We start from the raw sequence: 16,598 nt of genomic DNA on the forward strand, positions 1-16,598 counted from the left end.
GCGGGCGTACTGCGAGTTCGAGCCGAAGACGGCCGCGGTGTGATGCGCCAGTTCGCCGCCCTGCTCTTCCTGCTGGCTGCGGGCGTCCAAGCGCAGCCGATCAGCGTGGTCGACGACAGCGGCCACACCATCAGCCTGCCCCGGCCGCCGCAGCGCGTGATCACGCTGGGCCCACACCTGACCGAACAGGTGTTCGCCATCGGCGCCGGCGCCCAGGTGGTGGGCGTCAGCCGCTACAGTGACTTTCCTGCGGAGGCAAAGCAGCTGCCGATCGTGGGCGACGCGGTGGCGGTGCACCACGAGACGATTGCGAAGCTGAAGCCCGACTTGATCCTCGTCTGGCGCACCGGCTTTCCCGACCGCGCCCGCGCACCGCTGCAGGCGATGGGCGTGCCGGTGTTCGACAGCGAGATCCGTTCGGTGGCCGACCTGGCGCGCAGCCTGCGCACGATCGGCCAATTGCTCGGGCATGCCGAGGCGGGTGAAGCACAAGCGAAGCAGGTCGAGCAGCAGTGGACAAAGCTCCAGGCCGAATACGCCGCGCGCAAGCCAGTGCGGGTCTTCTACCAGCTGTGGCACCAGCCGCTGATGACGATCAACCGCGAGCACCTGATCCACCAGGCCATCACCGCCTGCGGCGGCACCAACATCTTTGGCGAGCTGCCGACCTTCACGCCCACCGTCAGCTGGGAAGCAGCCGTGCAGCGCAACCCGCAGGTCATCGCGATGGCCGGCGCGCCGAGCGATCACCCGGAGCAAGGGCAATGGCCGCGCTTTCCGGGCGTCGATGCGGTGAAGCACCAACGGTTCGCGATGATCGACGGCGACCTGATCGGCCGCATGGGCCCACGCTTCGTGCAAGGCGCGCGGCAGCTGTGTGAGGCCATCGACAAAGCCCGATAGAAACAACCCCCATGCTCCACCTTCTCACTCGAGCCGCCGTGGCCTCGGCTTGGTTGCTGTCGGCCTGCGCCACCTCGGCTGCTGGCGCCGCCAAGATTCCCGACGCCGAGTTGCCGATCATCGAAACCGGCGTGGCCATGCTGCCGAACGCACGGGGGCCATTCGCCTGGTTGGACTCGCACACGCTGGCCATCACCACGTTTGCCGGCGATCCGCAGGCCACAAATTCCTGGACATCACAACAGGTGGTCGCGTTCGACACCCGCAGCCGGCAGCGGCGCACCATCGTCCCGCGGGGCCGATTGACCTGCACCAACCCGCCTGCCGGTGTCGTAAGTGCCGCGGTGGGCGATACCCGGGCCTACTTTCGCGGCAGTGAATTTGGCCCCGCCCCCGTCACGCAATGGTTCAAGTGGGATGGCGCATCTAGCCGCCTGGTGCCCTGGCCGGATCGGGCGCACCCGGACTGGAACGATGTAGCCTGCCGGCAGATGCTGCCGGAGGATGCTCGTAAACCTATACCGGGTTCGATAGACCACCCGCGCATCTACCTGCAGCCGGGCGAGGGCTTCATCACCTGGCAGCGCGCGTTTGGCGACGAGCCTCGGCCGCTGCAGTTGAGGTTGGGAGAGCAAAGCATCGACCTCGCCGCGACGAGCGGCGAGATCACTCCGAACGTCAGGCACCTTCCGTTCGCCGGTGCCCATTTGCTGAATGTCGGCGGCTTCCGCTGGAGTGAAGCGCATGGTGCCGAGCAGAAGGCAGCAGTCTTGCTGCGTCCCGGCGGCCGGATCGACCGCATGCCTTTTCCGCCGGCGTTGCAAGCGCTGTTCGCCGAGCGACACCTGTCATCGGGCGCAGTGATGCTTCCAGTGTCTGCTTGGTGATCGTCGCGGACTCGTCCACCAAAGGCGGCGGGCTGTACCTGACGCGTGACGGCAAGAGCTCACGTGTCTGGTTCGCCAGTGCGCCATCTCACGAATCGTTCCGCATCATGTCGTCAATCGAGATCTCTCCAGACGGCTGCCGCGTCGCCTTCGACGCCCGCTGGCCGACGACCCGGGACCCGGCGACCCTGAGCCTGGAAGGCTCGGTGAAGATCATCGACCTTTGCGCCAAGCCGCAGTAGGCGACAGGCGCCGCGCCGACAAAAGGAAAAAGGGCAGCGTGGTGCTGCCCTTTTGCATGGCGGCCGAGGTCGGCCGTTGAATCAGCGCTGGGCCAACGTCGTGGCAGCCGGCACGCGGACGCTCGGCGCGACGCGCAGGTTCGTCTCGGTGTCGAACACGTTCATCTCGCCGTTGGCGCGGGCCGAGATGATTTCAGCGCGCACTTCGTCGCGGCTCAGGCCGCCGGCCGACGCTTGCGCCTGGGCCGGCTTGCGGGTGAACAGCGATGCGATCACGCGGCTCGAATCGTTGTTCTGCGCGAAGTAGGCCGCTTCCGGGTTGAAGCTGGCGATGTTGTTGGCGTCACGCTTGGCGACGTACTGGGCCTGCACGGCTTCGCGGCTCAGGCCTTCGGCCGATGCGGCAGCGGGCATGCGCAGGTTCGTTTCGGTGTCGAACACATTGCGGTCGGTGGACTGGGCGAAGGCGCCGCCGGCGATGGTCAGGGCGATGGCGGCAACGGCGATCTGGGCTTGCTTGGCGAACATGGTGGTCATCCTTTCAGGGGTCAATCGGTTGAGACTTCGTTTCCGGGCATGGCGGCTGGCGCTGGGGAGTCGCGCTGCCGTCTTGTCCTTGCCTCGGTGAGTCGTCTTGTTTGCTAGCGGCTCATCGATGGACTCAACTGTAGAGATTCACCTTTCAGGAATAAACAATATAAAAACACACAGTCAATTGTGAAAACACGAATTATCTAGACCAGGATGCCGATGCGCCTCGGCGTGCCGATCACGCGAGCCCCGCACTGCCAAGAAGCCGACGCTCGCGGATCGCGCTGTCTTGCCGCTCCCCAAACGGTTCAGCCCCGCACGCCCGCCTGGGCCATCGCCACGAAAGCCTGCGCCGCCGGCGACAAGGCGCTGCGATCGAGCATCGCCAGCGCCACATGCCGCTCGACCGTCGGCAGGAACGGCCGGTACACCACGCCCGGCCACGCGTCGGGCAGCGCCAGCCGCACCGAGACCGACACGCCCAGCCCCTGCGCCACCAGGCCCAGCACCGAGATGACCTGCGGCATCCGGAACAGCTCCAGCGGCTGGGCCCCGGCACGCGCCAGGATGCCGGCGATCTCGTCGCCGCAGCCTGCCGAGCTGGCGATGAAGGGCTGACGATGCAGTTGCCGCGGCCGAACCGATTCCTGGGCAGCCAGCGGGTGACGCTCGGGCAGCACCACCACGTACTCGTCGCTGGCCAGATGAACGGTGTCGAAGCGCTCTTCAGGCAGCGTGACGAAGCCCAGCTCGACTCGCCGATCCACCAGCCACTGCGCGATCACGCCGTCGGCCTCTTCATCCACCCGCACCTCCACTCCCGGGTGGCGCAGCGCAAAGGCCCGCAGCAGCTGCGGCAACAGGCGCAGCGATGAACTCGGCCCGAACGAGCCGATGCGCAACAGGCCCGACTTGAGCCCCTGCTCGGCCTGAACCTCCTGGCGGATCGCCTCAGCCGCAGACAGCAGCGCCCGCGCGTGCGGCAGCAGGCGCTGCGCGCCATCGGTCAGCGCTGGCGGCGCCTGGCGACGATCGAACAACGCCGTCCCCAGCGCCTGCTCGAGCGCCTTCACCGTGTGACTGACCGACGACTGGCTGATGCCCAGGCGTGCGCCCGCGGCCGAGAAGCCGCCAGCCTCCACCAGTGCCACGAAGAGTTCGAGCTGGCCGAGCGTCATCTGCGAAGAGCGTGACATGGCGAATCCCCGCGACATGAACAGTCGTTCATTTTGTCATCGCTCGAAATGAATCAGCATGTCGCCATGTCAATCGCACTGGCCTCCCCTTCATTCGCTCGCCCCACCGTGCTGGACATCAGCGAAATGCTGCTGCTCGGACTGGCGTGGGGCGCCTCGTTCCTCTTCATGCGCGTCGCCACCCCGGAGTTCGGGCCGGTGGCCCTGGTGGCGCTGCGTGTCGCAGTGGCGGCGCTGCTGTTGGCACCGCTGCTGCGCGGCGTCTGGCGGCACCCCGACGCGGGGCGATGGTGGCGGCCGGTGCTGATGCTCGGCATCTTCAACTCGGCGCTGCCTTTCTGCCTCTTTGCGCTGTCCGCGCTCAGTCTGCCGGCCGGCTTCAGCGCCGTGCTCAACGCCACTGCCATCCTCTGGGGAGCGACGCTCGGCTGGGCGATCTTCGGCGCGCGCCTCGGCGGCGTCCAGGCGCTGGGCCTGCTGCTCGGTGTGAGCGGTGTGGTGGGCATGGTGGCGCACAAGCTGGCGGCGGCCGAGCCCACGGCCGGGCTGCCGCTCGGCGTGGGCGCAGCCGTGCTGGCCACCGCCTGCTACGGGGCCTGCGCCCACTACACGCACCGCCACCTGGCCGATGCGCCGGCGCCGCTGGTGGCCGCCGGCAGTCAGGCGGCCGCGGCGCTGGTGCTGCTGGTGCCGGGCGGGCTCGCCTGGCCGGTGCATCCGCCCTCGGCGCTCGCCTGGGGTTGTGCGCTGGCCCTCGGCGGGCTGTGCACCGCCCTGGCCTACCTGATGTACTTCCGCCTCATCCGCCGGCTCGGTGCGGGCCGCGCGATGACGGTCACGATGCTGGTGCCGGCCTTCGGCGTGATGCTCGGCGTGGCGTTGCTGGGCGAACCGCTGACCCCCGGCATCGTGCTGGGAGGCGGCCTGGTGCTGGCCGGCAGCGCGCTCGTGCTTGGCGTTTGGCCCCGGTCGGCTCGCCGCGCGCCGCCTTCGCAGGAGGTGTCCGCATGATCACGCCCTCCTCGTCCCGCCGCCTGTGGCTGCGACGGGCCAGTGCGCTGGGCGCCGGCACCGTGCTCGCCGGCTGCGCCCCATGGCATGACCCGCAGCCATCCTCCACTTCCGGCGCGACACCCATGCTCGACAAGCACCTGGACATCCTCTTCGATCAATTGCTGACCGAAGCGCCACAAGAGGCCACGGCCCTGGGCCTGGACACGGGCGCGCGGGCACCGTTGCGCCACCGCTGGGCTGACCGCTCGCTCGACGCTGCCCGCTCGCGGAACGACCGCTACATCGCCGCACTGGCGCGCCTGCGCGCCACGCCACGCCAGGGGCTGGATCGCGACGCTGCCGCTACGTTCGACGCTGCCTGCTTTGCATTGGAACTGGGCGTCGAAGGCACGCGCTTCGCCTACGGCGACCAGGGCCTGATGGCCACGCTGGCGCAGGAGGGCACGCCGTACGTCATCAACCAGATGATCGGCCTGGCGCTGAGCGCCCCGCAGTTCCTGGCCACGCAGCACCCCTTGCGTACGCCGCAGGACCGGGACGCCTGGCTGCACCGCCTGGCCGCATTGCCGGCGCATATCGACCACGAGACCGAGCGCCTGCGGCATGACGCCGCGCTGGGCGTACGGGCGCCGCGCTTCGTGCTGGCCACCTTGCACGAGCAGCTCGACGCGATGCTGGCGACGCCGCCTGCCGAGGCAAGGCTGCTCACGGCACTGGCGGCCACGACAAACGCCGACAAGACGGCCGCATCGGCCTTCGACCATCTGCAACGAGGCCTGTACCCCGCGGTGCAGCGCCAGCGCGACGCGGTCAGTGCCGTCATGACGTCAGCCAACGACGAAGCCGGCGTGCGCCGCCTGCCCGATGGGGAGCGCTACTACGCCTGGGCGCTGCGGGTGGGCACCACCACCACGCTCGCGGCCGGCGAGATCCACCGCATCGGGCGGGCGCAAGCAGCCGAGATCGACGCGCAGATGGACTCGCTGTTGCGCGCGCAGGGCCTGACACAGGGCAGTGTCGGGCAGCGCATGGCCGCACTGGGCCAGGACGCACGACATTGCTTCACGAACGACGACGCGGGGCGCGCACTGGCCATCGCCCATTGCAACGAGTGGGTGGCGCGCGTGCGTGCCGCGATGCCGCGCTGGTCGGCCCTGGCCCTGCGCGCGCCGCTGGACGTCAAGCGCGTGCCGCCGGAGATCGAGGCGGGCGCAGCCGGCGCCTACGTTTTCCCTGGCGCGCTCGACGGCTCGCGCGATTCGGTCTTCTACCTGAACCTGCGCGACACGGCGACCTGGCCGCGCTGGACCTTGCCGACGCTCGTCGTGCACGAGACCCTGCCCGGCCATGTGTGGCAGGAGGCGCACGAGACGGAGGTCGTACGCCGCCACCCGCTGCGCGCGCTGCTGAAGTTCAACGGTTACTCGGAAGGCTGGGCCTTGTACGCCGAACAGTTGGTGGACGACGCCGGCTTCTACGAGGACGACCCGCTCGCCCGGCTCGGCTACCTGCAGGCCCAGCAGTTGCGCGCGACCAGGCTGGTGGTGGACACCGGACTGCACGCCTTCGGCTGGAGCCGCGAACGTGCCATCCAGACCCTGGCAGAGGCGACCGGCCGGCCCCGTGCCGCCGTGCAGGGCGAGATCGACCGCTATTGCGTCAAGCCCGGCCAGGCCTGCGGCTACAAGATCGGGCAGACCGAGCTGCTGCGACTGCGGCAGCAGTGGCTCGCGCGCCGGCCAGCGCCCGGTGGCGGCACGACCGTGGCCTTCAACGACGCGGTGCTGGGCGCGGGCAACCTGCCCCTGGCCGTGCTGGCCCGCACGCTCGGCGTGGGTTGAGACCGGCCGGTTCGGCGCCGCGGCGGCATGAACCGGCGGTGCCGCTCAGACCTTGAAGACCGCCACCCCGTGGCCAACTCGTTGGCTTGGCTGCGCAGGCTTGCAGCCGCCGCAGCCGACTCTTCGACCAGCGCGGCGTTCTGCTGCGTCGTCTCGTCCAGTCGGGTCACGGCTTGCGCCACCTGCCGGATACCGGCGCTCTGCTCTTGCGTGGCGTGGCTGATCTCGCCCACGATGCCGGAAACGCGCCCCACGGCTTGCACGATCTCGCCCATGGTCTGGCCCGCTCGCTCGACTTTTTCGACGCCGAGGCCGACCTGCTCGCTCGAGTGGCCGATCAGGTGCTTGATCTCCTTGGCCGCTTCGGCGCTTCGCTGCGCCAGCGACCGCACTTCGCTGGCCACCACGGCAAATCCGCGGCCTTGTTCTCCGGCACGGGCCGCTTCCACGGCGGCGTTCAGCGCCAGGATGTTGGTCTGGAAGGCGATGCCATCGATCGTGGCGATGATGTCCGAGATACGGCCGCTGGAGGTGCTGATCTGCTGCATGGTCAGCACGACCTCCTCGACCACGCTGCGACCGCGGTGCGCCACCTGGCTGGCCTCGTCCGAGAGTTGCTTGGCCTCGTGGGCCGAGGCACTGTTCTGCTGCACCGACTGGGTGATCTCGTCCATCGTCGAGGCCAGCACCTGCAGGTCGGCCGCCGACCGCTCGGTGCGCTGCGACAGGTCCTGCGAGCCCGCTGCCACTTCGCGCGAGGCGTTCGCGATCGAATCCGAGCTCTGCCTGGCGCCGCTCAGCACGGTGCCGATGGATTGCTGCATGTCGCGCATGGCCTTCAGCAGGCTGGCGGCTTCGTCCTGGCCCGACACCGTGATCTCGCCCCGCAGGTCGCGCTGGGCAATGCGAGCCGCCGCCATCTGCGCTTCGGCCATCGGCAGGATCACCGAGCGCGCCACCATGCGGGCGAAGACCATGACGAGGGCGGCGAACAGGACGGTGGCGGCAGCCAGCGCACCGTAGAGCCGGTTGTCGTCACGGCGATGTTGGCTGAGACGCTCCGCCTGGCGCTCGCCGAGCAGCTTCTCGAGCGCCACCACGCCTTCTTCGATCGCGTTCACCGATGTCTTGTAGGTGCGCATCGCCTGGTTGCCGTCTTGCGGCGTCGCGAACTCGCCCTGCAAGGCCGATGCGGCGACCTTGCCGAATCCGGCCTGGTAGGTGTCCAGGTGCGTGATCATCCGCGTTGCTGGTTCACTGATCGCAGGGCTGAGCTGCAGCGCGACGAGGCCGTTCAAGGCGGCCCTCGCCGCCGCGTCGGCGGCCTTCCAGTCTTCGATGCTTTCCTTGGCCTTCTTTTCGTTGGCCATGTTGATGAGCAGATCCTTCTCGTTGCGGCGCAAGCTGTTGGCCGCGCCCTGCAGGTGGCCCAGGTGAGCCAGGGCCTGCACGTCCTGCGCAACGAAACGCTCGAAATCCCTGGCCGAGTGGTTCAGCCCCAGACCACCGGCCAGGGCCACGCCGACCAGCGCCAGCACGGTGGCCCCGGTCAACCAGACCAGCCTGGTCTTGAGGGAGTGGCGGTTCATGAAGCTCATCGTGTTCCTTGGGTATCGGGTCATGGCGCGGCTTGCCGAGCAGGCCGAAACGGCGATGCTCGTGGCACGAAAGGCGCAAAAAGGTGGGCTCTTTCACCCGCATCGGCCGGTAGGCGACTCAGAAGCCGCCAACGCGCACGGGTCGCGCAAAGCCGCGCGGCAAGTGCCATGCCTTGCGGCTTGCAAGGGGCGGCTACTCGCGCCGGTCTACATCGGCAGGCGACGCGCCGACTTGAGCTGGCGCCGGCTGCGGCCTACGCCAACGAGGCGTTGTTCACGCAACGGTGCGAGCGCACCCACAGGCCCTAACCGTCGCTGAGGGCGAAGCGTGAACGGCAGTGCGGACACATGAGCCGGCCATGGACCACGGTTTCGTAAGGGACGAACTGCCGGGCGAGCTGTCGCCAGCCTGGCGAGTTGGCCACGCCGGAAGCAAAGAACAGGCGCTCGCAGCACCATGGGCAATACAGCCGCCAAGCCAGCACCAGCGAAATGCCCCAGCTGGCCGCGCATGCGGACAAGCCAGCCACGGCATAGGGTCGCATCGAAGAGGCCGCACCTAGGCTGACGGCGATGGGCAGCAGCCAGCTTCCCAATGCAGCGGCGACCGCCACGGCCTTGACGCGCTTGGCATGACGGCAGGTGAGCACCGCTGCTCGATGTTCGACATTCAGGCTGTCTTGTGGCGTGGCCATGCCCGGACTCTCCCTCGCTTGAGCAGGACGCAATCTATCTGATGGGCGGGCCGGGGCCAAGACCAGGAATCAACCGGGTTTGGGGTACCGGCCGGTGGAGCGCCTGATCGGCAGCGGCTACGCCGGGCTTGCGCGCTCAGCCATGCGCTGCGCCAGCCGCCACAGCGCGAGACGATGTGCGTCGACCTGCGACTCGGGCGCTCGCCCTGCGCTGGGCGCCTCGACCTCGGTCTCGCCAATCTGCGCGGCCCCGCCGCCGTGCGGGTCGGTGATCGTCCAGCGGGCGCGCAGGCGCACGGCCCGGCCATCGGGCGCGGGGCCGAACTCCAGCACCTCGACGCGGATCTGCCGCGCGACGGCCACGCCCGCCGGCACGCTGCCGCTCCAGACCCGGTCAGCCCCGCGCAACACGCCCAGGTCGTGGGCCAGCACGCGCGGCACCGTCGCGCGCAGCGGCTCGGCCCAGCGATGGCCGTCCATCGGTTGCAGCGCGTTGGCGCCGACGGCAAGCCACAACGCGTCGCGGTCCAGGTAATCGGGCAGGCGAACCGACACCAGTTGCCAGACGTCCGGCTGCGGGGCTGACGCCCGCGTCGCCCCGGCCTCGCCCGCCGGCGGCTCCAGCCGCAGCTGGTAGTAGCGCAACGGCGGCGAGGGCGAACCGGCGCAGGCCGCCAGGCCCACCGCCACCACGATCGATAGCCACCACCCCTGCTTCATCGTTTCGCCCCTTGTGTCTCGGTAGTCGGCTCGGCGAATGCTTCGTCAGGCTTCACGGCGGCCGAACGCCCGCGCAGCAGCGCCTCCGGGTGGCGCTCCAGCAGATCGGCGAGCTCGCGCATCGACCGCGCCGCGCGCGACACATCGTGAAGCGCCTGGTTGGCGTTCTGCACCAGCCCGGAGTCGTCGCTGGCCTGCTGGCGCAGGGCGCCGGCCATCTGCGCCAGGTCGTCCATCGTGCGCTGCAGCTTCTGCACCACAGCCGATTCAGGCGCCACCAGCGCGCTGACATGGTCGGCGGTGCCGCTCAACCGGCGCGCGGTGCCGGACACATCGTCGGCCGCGGTGCCCACGCGGTTGGCAGCGCTGCGCGCATCGACCAGCGCCTTCGAGGCCGTGTCCAGCAGCGGGTCGAAGCGCTTGTCGAGCCGTTCGCTCAGCTTGCGCAGATGGCCGGTGATCGCGGTCAGGTCGTCCATCGCCTGCTTCAGCTGCGGCCCGGCGACCACCGTGCGGGCCGAAGCCGCGATCGCCGACACGTCGTCGAACAGGCGGCGGAAGTCCAGCCCATCGACCTGGTTCTTCAGGTTCTGGATCGCCGTCGCGGTGGTCGGAATCTCCAGGATCTTCCCGGGCTTGCCGCGCTGCACCGACGTCTTTTGCGGCCGCATGTCCAGATCGACATACAGCTGACCGGTCAGCAGACTCTGCATCGACAGCTGCGCGGTCATGCCCCGGTCGACCAGCGCGGCGAGCGCGGTGCCGCTGTCGCCGTTGTTCGACGCGGCCAGGCCACGAATCGAGGCCGATTCGAGCTCGGCCACCACCGGGATCAGGAAGTCGTCCTTGGTCTTGTCGTAGAGCAGGCCGATCGAGCTGACACTGCCCAACCGCACGCCACGAAAAACCACCGGCGCGCCGAGCTGCAGGCCGTAGATCGAGCCGCTGAAATGCATCACGACTCGCTCCTTGTGGGCAAAGAGCCGCCCGCCGCCGGCCAGGATGACGCCGGTCACCAGCAGCACGAGGCCAACGACGACGAACAGCCCGATGGTGGTGGCGCTGGCGCGTCGCTTCATGAATTCTTGCCTCGGCGAAGGAACTGGCGCACCTTGTCCGGCCCGTGCTCCAGCAGGGCCTTCGGCGTATCGAGGGCGGTCATGGTTTTTTCGTCGGCATCGAGGAACAGCAAGCGGTCGGCCACGGTGAAGATGCTCTGCAACTCGTGCGAGACCAGCACCACCGTCGTGCCCTGCCCGTCGCGCAGCTGCAGGATCAGCTCGTCCAGCTGCGCCGAGGTCAACGGGTCCAGCCCGGCCGAGGGTTCATCGAGGTAGAGCATTTCAGGGTCCAGCGCGAGGGCGCGTGCGATCGCCGCGCGTTTGCGCATGCCGCCACTCAAGGCTGGCGGCTCGGCGTCGAACTGGTCGCCCAGGCCCACCAGTTCCAGCTTGGCACGGGCATGCTGCTCGCGCTCGCTGGCGCCGATCTTGGAGAACATTTCCATCGGCAGCATCACGTTCTCGCCGACCGTCATCGAGCTCCACAACGCCCCGGACTGGAAAGCCACCCCGAAGCGCCGGCGCAAGCGCGCCTGCAGCTCGGCGTCGTCGCTGTGGATGTCGTCGCCGCCGTAGCAGACGCGGCCGGCCGCCGGCGCCTGCAGCCCGATCAGATGGCGCAGCAAGGTGCTCTTGCCGCAGCCGCTGGCGCCGACGATGGCCAGCACCTCGCCATCGCAAATCTCGAAATCGAGATTGCGCTGCACCACCTTGTCGCCAAAAGCCATGGTCAGGCCCTCGACCTTGACCTGGGGCGAAGCGCTGGTCGCCGTGCTCATCACCAGTCCAGCCGCTGGAAGGCGATCGTCAACGCCGAAGCCGCGACGACGATCCAGATGATCGCCTGCACCACCGACGCCGTCACCGCCGCCCCCACCGCCTGCGCGCTGCGCCCGGCGTTCAGTCCCTGACGGCAGCCCGCCAGCGCCACCAGCAGGCAGTAGACCGTACCCTTGCCCAGCCCGATCCAGACGTGCGGCAGGGTCAGCGCCTGCCGGCTCTTGTACAGGTACTCCATCGGCGGCACGCCGAAGACGACCAGCGCGACCAGCCCGCCGGACAGGACCGCCGTCAGCGCGGCAAAGGCAGTCAGCAGCGGCGCCATCAGAAGCAACGCGAGCATGCGCGGCAGCACCAGATGGTCGACCGGGTCGATGCCCAGGGCACGCAAGGCATCGATCTCCTCGTTGGCCTGCATGCTGCCCAGTTGCGCCGCGAAAGCGGCGCCGAGGCGGCCGGACAGGATCACCCCGGTCATCAGCGCCGCCACCTCCCGCACCGAACCGATGGTCACCAGGTCGGCCATGTAGGTCTGTGCCCCGACGCGCTGGAGCTGAACGGCGCCCATGTACGCCAGGATCACCCCGACCAGCGCGCTGACCAGCGCCACGATCGCCACGCTGCGCGGACCGGCCTGCTCGATCTGCCACAGGAAGTCGCTCCAGCGCATCGCCGCCTTGCCGGCAAGCAGGCGCCGCACTGACAACAGCACCTCGCCGATGAAAGCCAGCGTCAGCAAGGCGTCCGCCCACCAAGCCCTGGCTTGCAGCCCCAGCGCCGTGACCCAGCCCGGCCGCCGGCGGCGTGGCGGCGCGGGGGGCGCGGGGGGCGCGGCGGGGGCTGTGGTCGGGGGCGCCGGTGGCCGGGAAATCGCGTGGGAACTCATCGAAAGCCTTTTTTCTTTTCACGCAGCCTAGGGAACACCCTCGCCAGGCCACGTCGGCGCAAGGCGATTTCGAGTGTCGGACGAAGTCGACAACCTCCGACCTGGACTTGGCCAGCACGTGGCGGGCGGGCCACGAAGCGTCACGAACCCGACACGATTGGAAACAAGCCGGCACTAAAGCGCCTTTTCCAGCCTTTCGTTGGTCCCCCGAGTCGAACAATGGGCTCATGTTGAATGCCACGATGTCCGATGTAAAGGAGATGAAGGCCCCCCGCCTGCTCCGACGCATCCTGAGCTCAGCCCCTGCGCCCAGCACGCTGCCCAGCCGCACATCCATTCGCCCACCGGCGATCTGGGGCCAGGCCGAGCCGGTGTGGAAAGCGCTGTGGAACTGGCTGCGCCCGCGCCAGCAGCCGGCCGAACGCCGCGCGCTGACGCTGGACGACGCCCGGCGGGACTTTGCCCAGTCGCTGGCCGATCTGACGACCGAGGATGCCTGCGATCTGCGCCGCCGCGGCCAGTCGGCCCGCTCGCTGCGCGAGCTTTGGCACCTGCGCGCCGACCTGTACAGCATGGTGGCGCGCCACCACAGCCAGGGCGAGGCCGACCGCCGGCTGCAGCTCGTGAACCGCCATTTCCCCACCAGCACCAAGCCGACCACCACTTCGGCCGCATCGCGGCCGGAGCATTTCGACGCCTGAGCCTGCCATGGACGCCTTCGAAGACACGGCCTACGACACGCAGTTCAATTTCGCCGGCCTGCCGCAGGACCGCGCGAGCCGGGTGGCGGCGCGCCGAGCCTTCGTCGAGATGAAATTGTTGTTCCTGCGCGCCACCGGCCCGCTGGAAGACCGCAAGGGCGAATGGTTGCGCCACCAGGTGCGCCAGGCGACCGACCCGATGGACCTGTGGCTGCTGCGCGGCCCGGTGCTGCGCGCACTGAGCCAGGACGACCAGCGCCACCGCAGCGTGCGGGCCGAGCTTTACCGCAGCCTCGACAGCATCTTCCCCGAGGCCTTCGGCTTCGACCCCGGCGCGACGCTGCCGCCGACGATGCCCGCCCCCTGGGAGGCGATGGCCAACGAACCCCGGGCCGGCGGCTACATTCGCTGACCGGTTGAGGGCCCGGGAGGGCCGAACCCCCGGTGCAAAATCGGGGCGTGAACATCATCATCCTCGACGACTACCAGGACGCGGTGCGCAAGCTGCGCTGCGCCAGCAAGCTGCAGGACCTGAATGCCAAGGTGTTCACCAACACCGTCAAGGGCCTGGGTCAACTGTCCATTCGGCTGCGTGACGCCGAAGTGCTGGTCGCCATCCGCGAACGCACCCAGTTCAACCGCCAGTTGCTCGAAAAGCTGCCCAAGCTGCGCCTGATCGCCCAGACCGGCAAGGTCGGCCCCCACATCGACATCGACGCCTGCACCCGGCTCGGCATCGCCGTCGCCGAAGGCGTCGGCTCGCCGCATGCGCCGGCCGAACTGACCTGGGCGCTGATCATGGCCGCCATGCGCCGGCTGCCGCAGTACATCGGCAACCTGAAACACGGCGCCTGGCAGCAGTCGGGCCTGAAATCGGCGTCGATGCCGCCGAACTTCAGCATCGGCATGCAACTGCGCGGCAGGGTGCTGGGCGTCTGGGGCTACGGCAAGATCGGCACCATCGTGGCCGGCTACGGCCGGGCCTTCGGCATGGACGTGCGCATCTGGGCCAGCGACGAATCGCGCCAGCGCGCCGCGGCCGATGGCTACGCGGTATTCGCCAGTCGCGAGCAGGCCTTCGAGGAAAGCGACGTGCTCAGCGTGCACCTGCGCCTGTCCGACCGCACGCGGCACGCCGTGACGCTGTCCGACCTGGGACGCATGAAGCCGACCGCGTTGTTCGTCAATACCTCGCGCGCCGAACTGCTCGAAGACGCGGCCCTGGTCTCGGCGCTGAACCGCGGCCGGCCCGGCCTGGCCGCGGTCGATGTGTTCGAGACCGAGCCGATCCTGCAGGGCCACCCGCTGCTGCGGCTGGAAAACGCCGTCTGCACGCCCCACATCGGCTATGTCGAACAAGACAGCTACGAGCTGTACTTCGGCGCCGCGTTCGACAACGTGGCCGCCTTTGTCGCCGGCCAGCCGACCAACATCGTCAACCCGGACGCATTGAAAGTCCTGCGCTGACGCACAAGCGGTTGCAGACCCGGCCCCCGTACCACCCGGGTCGGTTACCTAAGTCACCCCGCCTGCGGGGCCGCGCTGCGTATTCTCGGCAAGAGAGTCAGGAGCAGACACGTGACCGTTGTGGGTGTGACGCGTGGGTGGTGGTTCGTCTCGGCCGGTCTGGCCGCGATGCTGGTGGCGGGCTGCGCCAGTGCGCCCAAACCCGCCAAGATCAGTGGGACGATCGAGGCCTCGGCATCGGTCAACCCCAGCGCCAGCCAGCGCCCGTCGCCGGTGATGCTGCGGGTCTATGAACTGAAGTCGCCGACCGCGTTCAACGCCGCCGACTTCATGTCGCTGTACCAACGCGACCAGGCCGAACTGGCCTCCGACTTCGTTGCCCGCGAGGAAATGACCCTCGCGCCCGGCGAATCGCGGCCGCTGACCAAGACGCTGTCGGTCGACACCAAATACATCGGCGTCGTTGCCGCGTTCCGCGACCTGGAGCACGCACGCTGGCGCGCGATCGCCCCGGTCCAGCCCGGCAAGGCGCACAAGGTGGTGATCCGCGCCGACGCCCTGGCGGTCACTGTCACGGTGTCGCGGTAGATGAAGTCCCCACGCTCCCTTCCGGTCGCAGCCCCCCGTGGGGGCTCTTGCTGCGGCCCGGCAAAGCCGGATCCGCGCAAGGCGCTTGGTCTTGGCGGAGCCCTGCGCCGGTCTTCGCCAGAACCCTCGCTCGCAGGCAGGAGCGGGCCATGAGTTGGCGCAGCAAGGTCGTCTGGACGCAGGGCATGTTCCTGCTGCCGCACCACTTCCAGCAAGAGGCGCGTTACGTCGAACACCTGGTCGAGATGCGCGTGCGCGCGACCGGGCCGCATGCCTGGGGTTTTTCGACGCTGGCGCTCGACGAGAGCCAGCTCGAGCTCGGCCGCATCGGGCTGACGCGCGCCAGCGGCGTGCTGCCCGACGGCACGCCCTTCCTGCTGCCGCAGATCGACGCCCTGCCGGCACCGCTGGAAGTACCGGCCGACATGAAGGGCGAACTGGTCGTGCTGGCCGCACCGCTGGCGCGAGAGGGCCAGACCGAGGTCAGCTTCGACGGCGGCGAAGCCGGCGCGATGGCTCGCTACCAGGTCAATGACGAAACCCTGCGTGACGGCACGAGCGCCAACGACGAGCCCGAGCCGGTGCAGACCGGCGCCCTGCGCCTGCGCCTGATGCGCGCACGTGACGCCACCGACGCCTACGCCACGCTCGGCATCGCCCGGGTGGCCGAGCGCCGCGGCGACCAGCAGGTGGTGCTCGATCGCGCCTACGTCGCCCCACAGACCCGGCTCGACGCGACCGCGCAGCTGTCGGCGATGGCCTCGCTGCTGCACGGGTTGATCCAGCAGCGCGCGCAGATGCTGGCCGGCCGCATGGGCCAGCTGAGCCACGGCATCTCGGAGATGGCTGACTTCCTGATGCTGCAGTCGCTGAATCGCGCGCTGCCGGTGTTCCAGCAACATGCGAACGGGCCGCACGGTCACCCGCGCGAGCTGCACCTGGCCTGCCTGCAACTGGCCGGCGACCTGGCCACGTTCTCGACGGCCAACCGCCACCCGCCCGACTACCCGCTGTACCGCCACGACGATCTGCAGCTGAGCTTCGCGCCGTTGCTGGCCGACCTGCGCCGCATGTTGTCGACCGTGCTCGAGCGCAATGCGCAGCAGATCGAGCTGACCGACCGTGGCCACGGCGTGTGCACCGCGGTGATCCCCGACCCCGATCTGGCGCGCCACGCCAACTTCGTGATCGCCGTCAACGCGCAGATGCCGGCAGAGCTGCTGCGCTCGCGTTTCCCGGCCCAATCGAAGCTGGGGCCCGTCGACCGCATCCGCGACCTCGTCAACCTGCAACTGCCAGGCGTGAACCTGCGCTCGCTGCCGGTCGCGCCGCGGCAGCTCCCCTTCCACGCCGGCTACCACTACTTCGAACTCGACCGCGGTGGCGAACTCTGGAAGCAGCTCGAACGCAACGGCAGCCTGGCGCTGCATGTGGCGGGCGATTTCCCCGGGCTCGAGCTTGAGCTCTGGGCCATTCGGCAGTGACGAA

Annotated in this window: 17 protein-coding genes and 1 pseudogene; 10 read left to right on the top strand and 8 right to left on the bottom strand. The window is 69.1% G+C overall.

Annotated elements, in window-relative coordinates; genetic code table 11:
* The 3 genes from VFY73_RS12840 to VFY73_RS12850 all read left to right on the top strand — a co-directional run.
* Nucleotides 1-903 (top strand): cobalamin-binding protein (locus VFY73_RS12840; RefSeq protein ID WP_329719276.1); only part of this gene is annotated, 903 nt, incomplete at its 5' end.
* Between the two features lie 38 nt (nucleotides 904-941).
* Complete coding sequence (locus VFY73_RS12845) at nucleotides 942-1,790, top strand: hypothetical protein (protein ID WP_329719278.1); 849 nt, start codon at nucleotides 942-944, stop codon at nucleotides 1,788-1,790.
* Nucleotides 1,787-2,032 carry a hypothetical protein gene (locus tag VFY73_RS12850; RefSeq protein ID WP_329719280.1) on the top strand — a complete coding sequence of 82 codons (246 nt, stop codon included), beginning with the start codon at nucleotides 1,787-1,789 and terminating at the stop codon, nucleotides 2,030-2,032. Before VFY73_RS12845 ends, VFY73_RS12850 begins: the two co-directional genes overlap by 4 nt.
* A gap of 81 nt (nucleotides 2,033-2,113) precedes the next feature.
* Here the strand turns inward: VFY73_RS12850 and VFY73_RS12855 are convergent, their stop codons facing one another.
* On the bottom strand, nucleotides 2,114-2,560 hold the full coding sequence (locus tag VFY73_RS12855) for a hypothetical protein (protein ID WP_329719282.1): 447 nt from the start codon (nucleotides 2,558-2,560) through the stop codon (nucleotides 2,114-2,116).
* A gap of 311 nt (nucleotides 2,561-2,871) precedes the next feature.
* Nucleotides 2,872-3,759, bottom strand: a complete 888-nt coding sequence (locus VFY73_RS12860; protein ID WP_329719283.1) for a LysR family transcriptional regulator — start codon at nucleotides 3,757-3,759, stop codon at nucleotides 2,872-2,874.
* Nucleotides 3,760-3,825: 66 nt separating this feature from the next.
* Between VFY73_RS12860 and VFY73_RS12865 the strand changes: the two genes are divergently transcribed.
* On the top strand, nucleotides 3,826-4,770 hold the full coding sequence (locus VFY73_RS12865; RefSeq protein WP_329719286.1) for a DMT family transporter: 945 nt from the start codon (nucleotides 3,826-3,828) through the stop codon (nucleotides 4,768-4,770).
* 125 nt (nucleotides 4,771-4,895) lie between these two features.
* Nucleotides 4,896-6,539: pseudogene (locus tag VFY73_RS12870) on the top strand (DUF885 domain-containing protein); the annotation flags it as partial.
* On the opposite strand, the gene VFY73_RS12875 reads toward VFY73_RS12870, so the two are convergent.
* From VFY73_RS12875 to VFY73_RS12900, 6 genes are all read right to left on the bottom strand, one after another.
* Nucleotides 6,455-8,212 carry a methyl-accepting chemotaxis protein gene (locus tag VFY73_RS12875; RefSeq protein ID WP_414654450.1) on the bottom strand — a complete coding sequence of 586 codons (1,758 nt, stop codon included), beginning with the start codon at nucleotides 8,210-8,212 and terminating at the stop codon, nucleotides 6,455-6,457. The pseudogene VFY73_RS12870 and the gene VFY73_RS12875 sit on opposite strands and share 85 nt — an antisense overlap.
* Before the next feature lie 305 nt (nucleotides 8,213-8,517).
* Nucleotides 8,518-8,907, bottom strand: coding sequence for a hypothetical protein (locus VFY73_RS12880; RefSeq protein ID WP_329719290.1), 390 nt, complete (start codon nucleotides 8,905-8,907; stop codon nucleotides 8,518-8,520).
* A gap of 117 nt (nucleotides 8,908-9,024) precedes the next feature.
* The gene (locus tag VFY73_RS12885) at nucleotides 9,025-9,627 is read right to left on the bottom strand and encodes a PqiC family protein (RefSeq protein ID WP_329719292.1); all 603 of its coding nucleotides are present in this window, start codon (nucleotides 9,625-9,627) and stop codon (nucleotides 9,025-9,027) included.
* Entirely contained in the window at nucleotides 9,624-10,706 is a 1,083-nt protein-coding gene (locus tag VFY73_RS12890) for an MlaD family protein (RefSeq protein WP_329719294.1), read from the bottom strand. Before VFY73_RS12890 ends, VFY73_RS12885 begins: the two co-directional genes overlap by 4 nt.
* Nucleotides 10,703-11,467 (bottom strand): ABC transporter ATP-binding protein, encoded by a 765-nt coding sequence (locus VFY73_RS12895; RefSeq protein ID WP_329719296.1) that lies wholly within the window; start codon nucleotides 11,465-11,467, stop codon nucleotides 10,703-10,705. Before VFY73_RS12895 ends, VFY73_RS12890 begins: the two co-directional genes overlap by 4 nt.
* The gene (locus VFY73_RS12900; RefSeq protein ID WP_329719298.1) at nucleotides 11,467-12,207 is read right to left on the bottom strand and encodes an ABC transporter permease; all 741 of its coding nucleotides are present in this window, start codon (nucleotides 12,205-12,207) and stop codon (nucleotides 11,467-11,469) included. Before VFY73_RS12900 ends, VFY73_RS12895 begins: the two co-directional genes overlap by 1 nt.
* Nucleotides 12,208-12,581: 374 nt before the next feature.
* Between VFY73_RS12900 and VFY73_RS12905 the strand changes: the two genes are divergently transcribed.
* The 5 genes from VFY73_RS12905 (at nucleotide 12,582) to tssK (ending at nucleotide 16,594) form a co-directional block, all read left to right on the top strand.
* The gene (locus VFY73_RS12905) at nucleotides 12,582-13,055 is read left to right on the top strand and encodes a hypothetical protein (RefSeq protein WP_329719300.1); all 474 of its coding nucleotides are present in this window, start codon (nucleotides 12,582-12,584) and stop codon (nucleotides 13,053-13,055) included.
* 7 nt (nucleotides 13,056-13,062) lie between these two features.
* Entirely contained in the window at nucleotides 13,063-13,467 is a 405-nt protein-coding gene (locus VFY73_RS12910) for a hypothetical protein (RefSeq protein WP_329719302.1), read from the top strand.
* Nucleotides 13,468-13,514: 47 nt separating this feature from the next.
* Nucleotides 13,515-14,522, top strand: coding sequence for a D-2-hydroxyacid dehydrogenase family protein (locus VFY73_RS12915; RefSeq protein ID WP_329719304.1), 1,008 nt, complete (start codon nucleotides 13,515-13,517; stop codon nucleotides 14,520-14,522).
* A gap of 111 nt (nucleotides 14,523-14,633) precedes the next feature.
* Nucleotides 14,634-15,110 (top strand): type VI secretion system lipoprotein TssJ, encoded by a 477-nt coding sequence (gene tssJ, locus VFY73_RS12920; protein WP_329719306.1) that lies wholly within the window; start codon nucleotides 14,634-14,636, stop codon nucleotides 15,108-15,110.
* A gap of 149 nt (nucleotides 15,111-15,259) precedes the next feature.
* Nucleotides 15,260-16,594 (top strand): type VI secretion system baseplate subunit TssK, encoded by a 1,335-nt coding sequence (tssK, locus tag VFY73_RS12925; RefSeq protein ID WP_329719308.1) that lies wholly within the window; start codon nucleotides 15,260-15,262, stop codon nucleotides 16,592-16,594.
* The last annotated feature ends 4 nt before the right edge of the window (nucleotides 16,595-16,598 follow it).

Source organism: Ideonella sp. (genome assembly GCF_036277275.1).
Taxonomy (GTDB): Bacteria; Pseudomonadota; Gammaproteobacteria; order Burkholderiales; family Burkholderiaceae_C; genus Ideonella.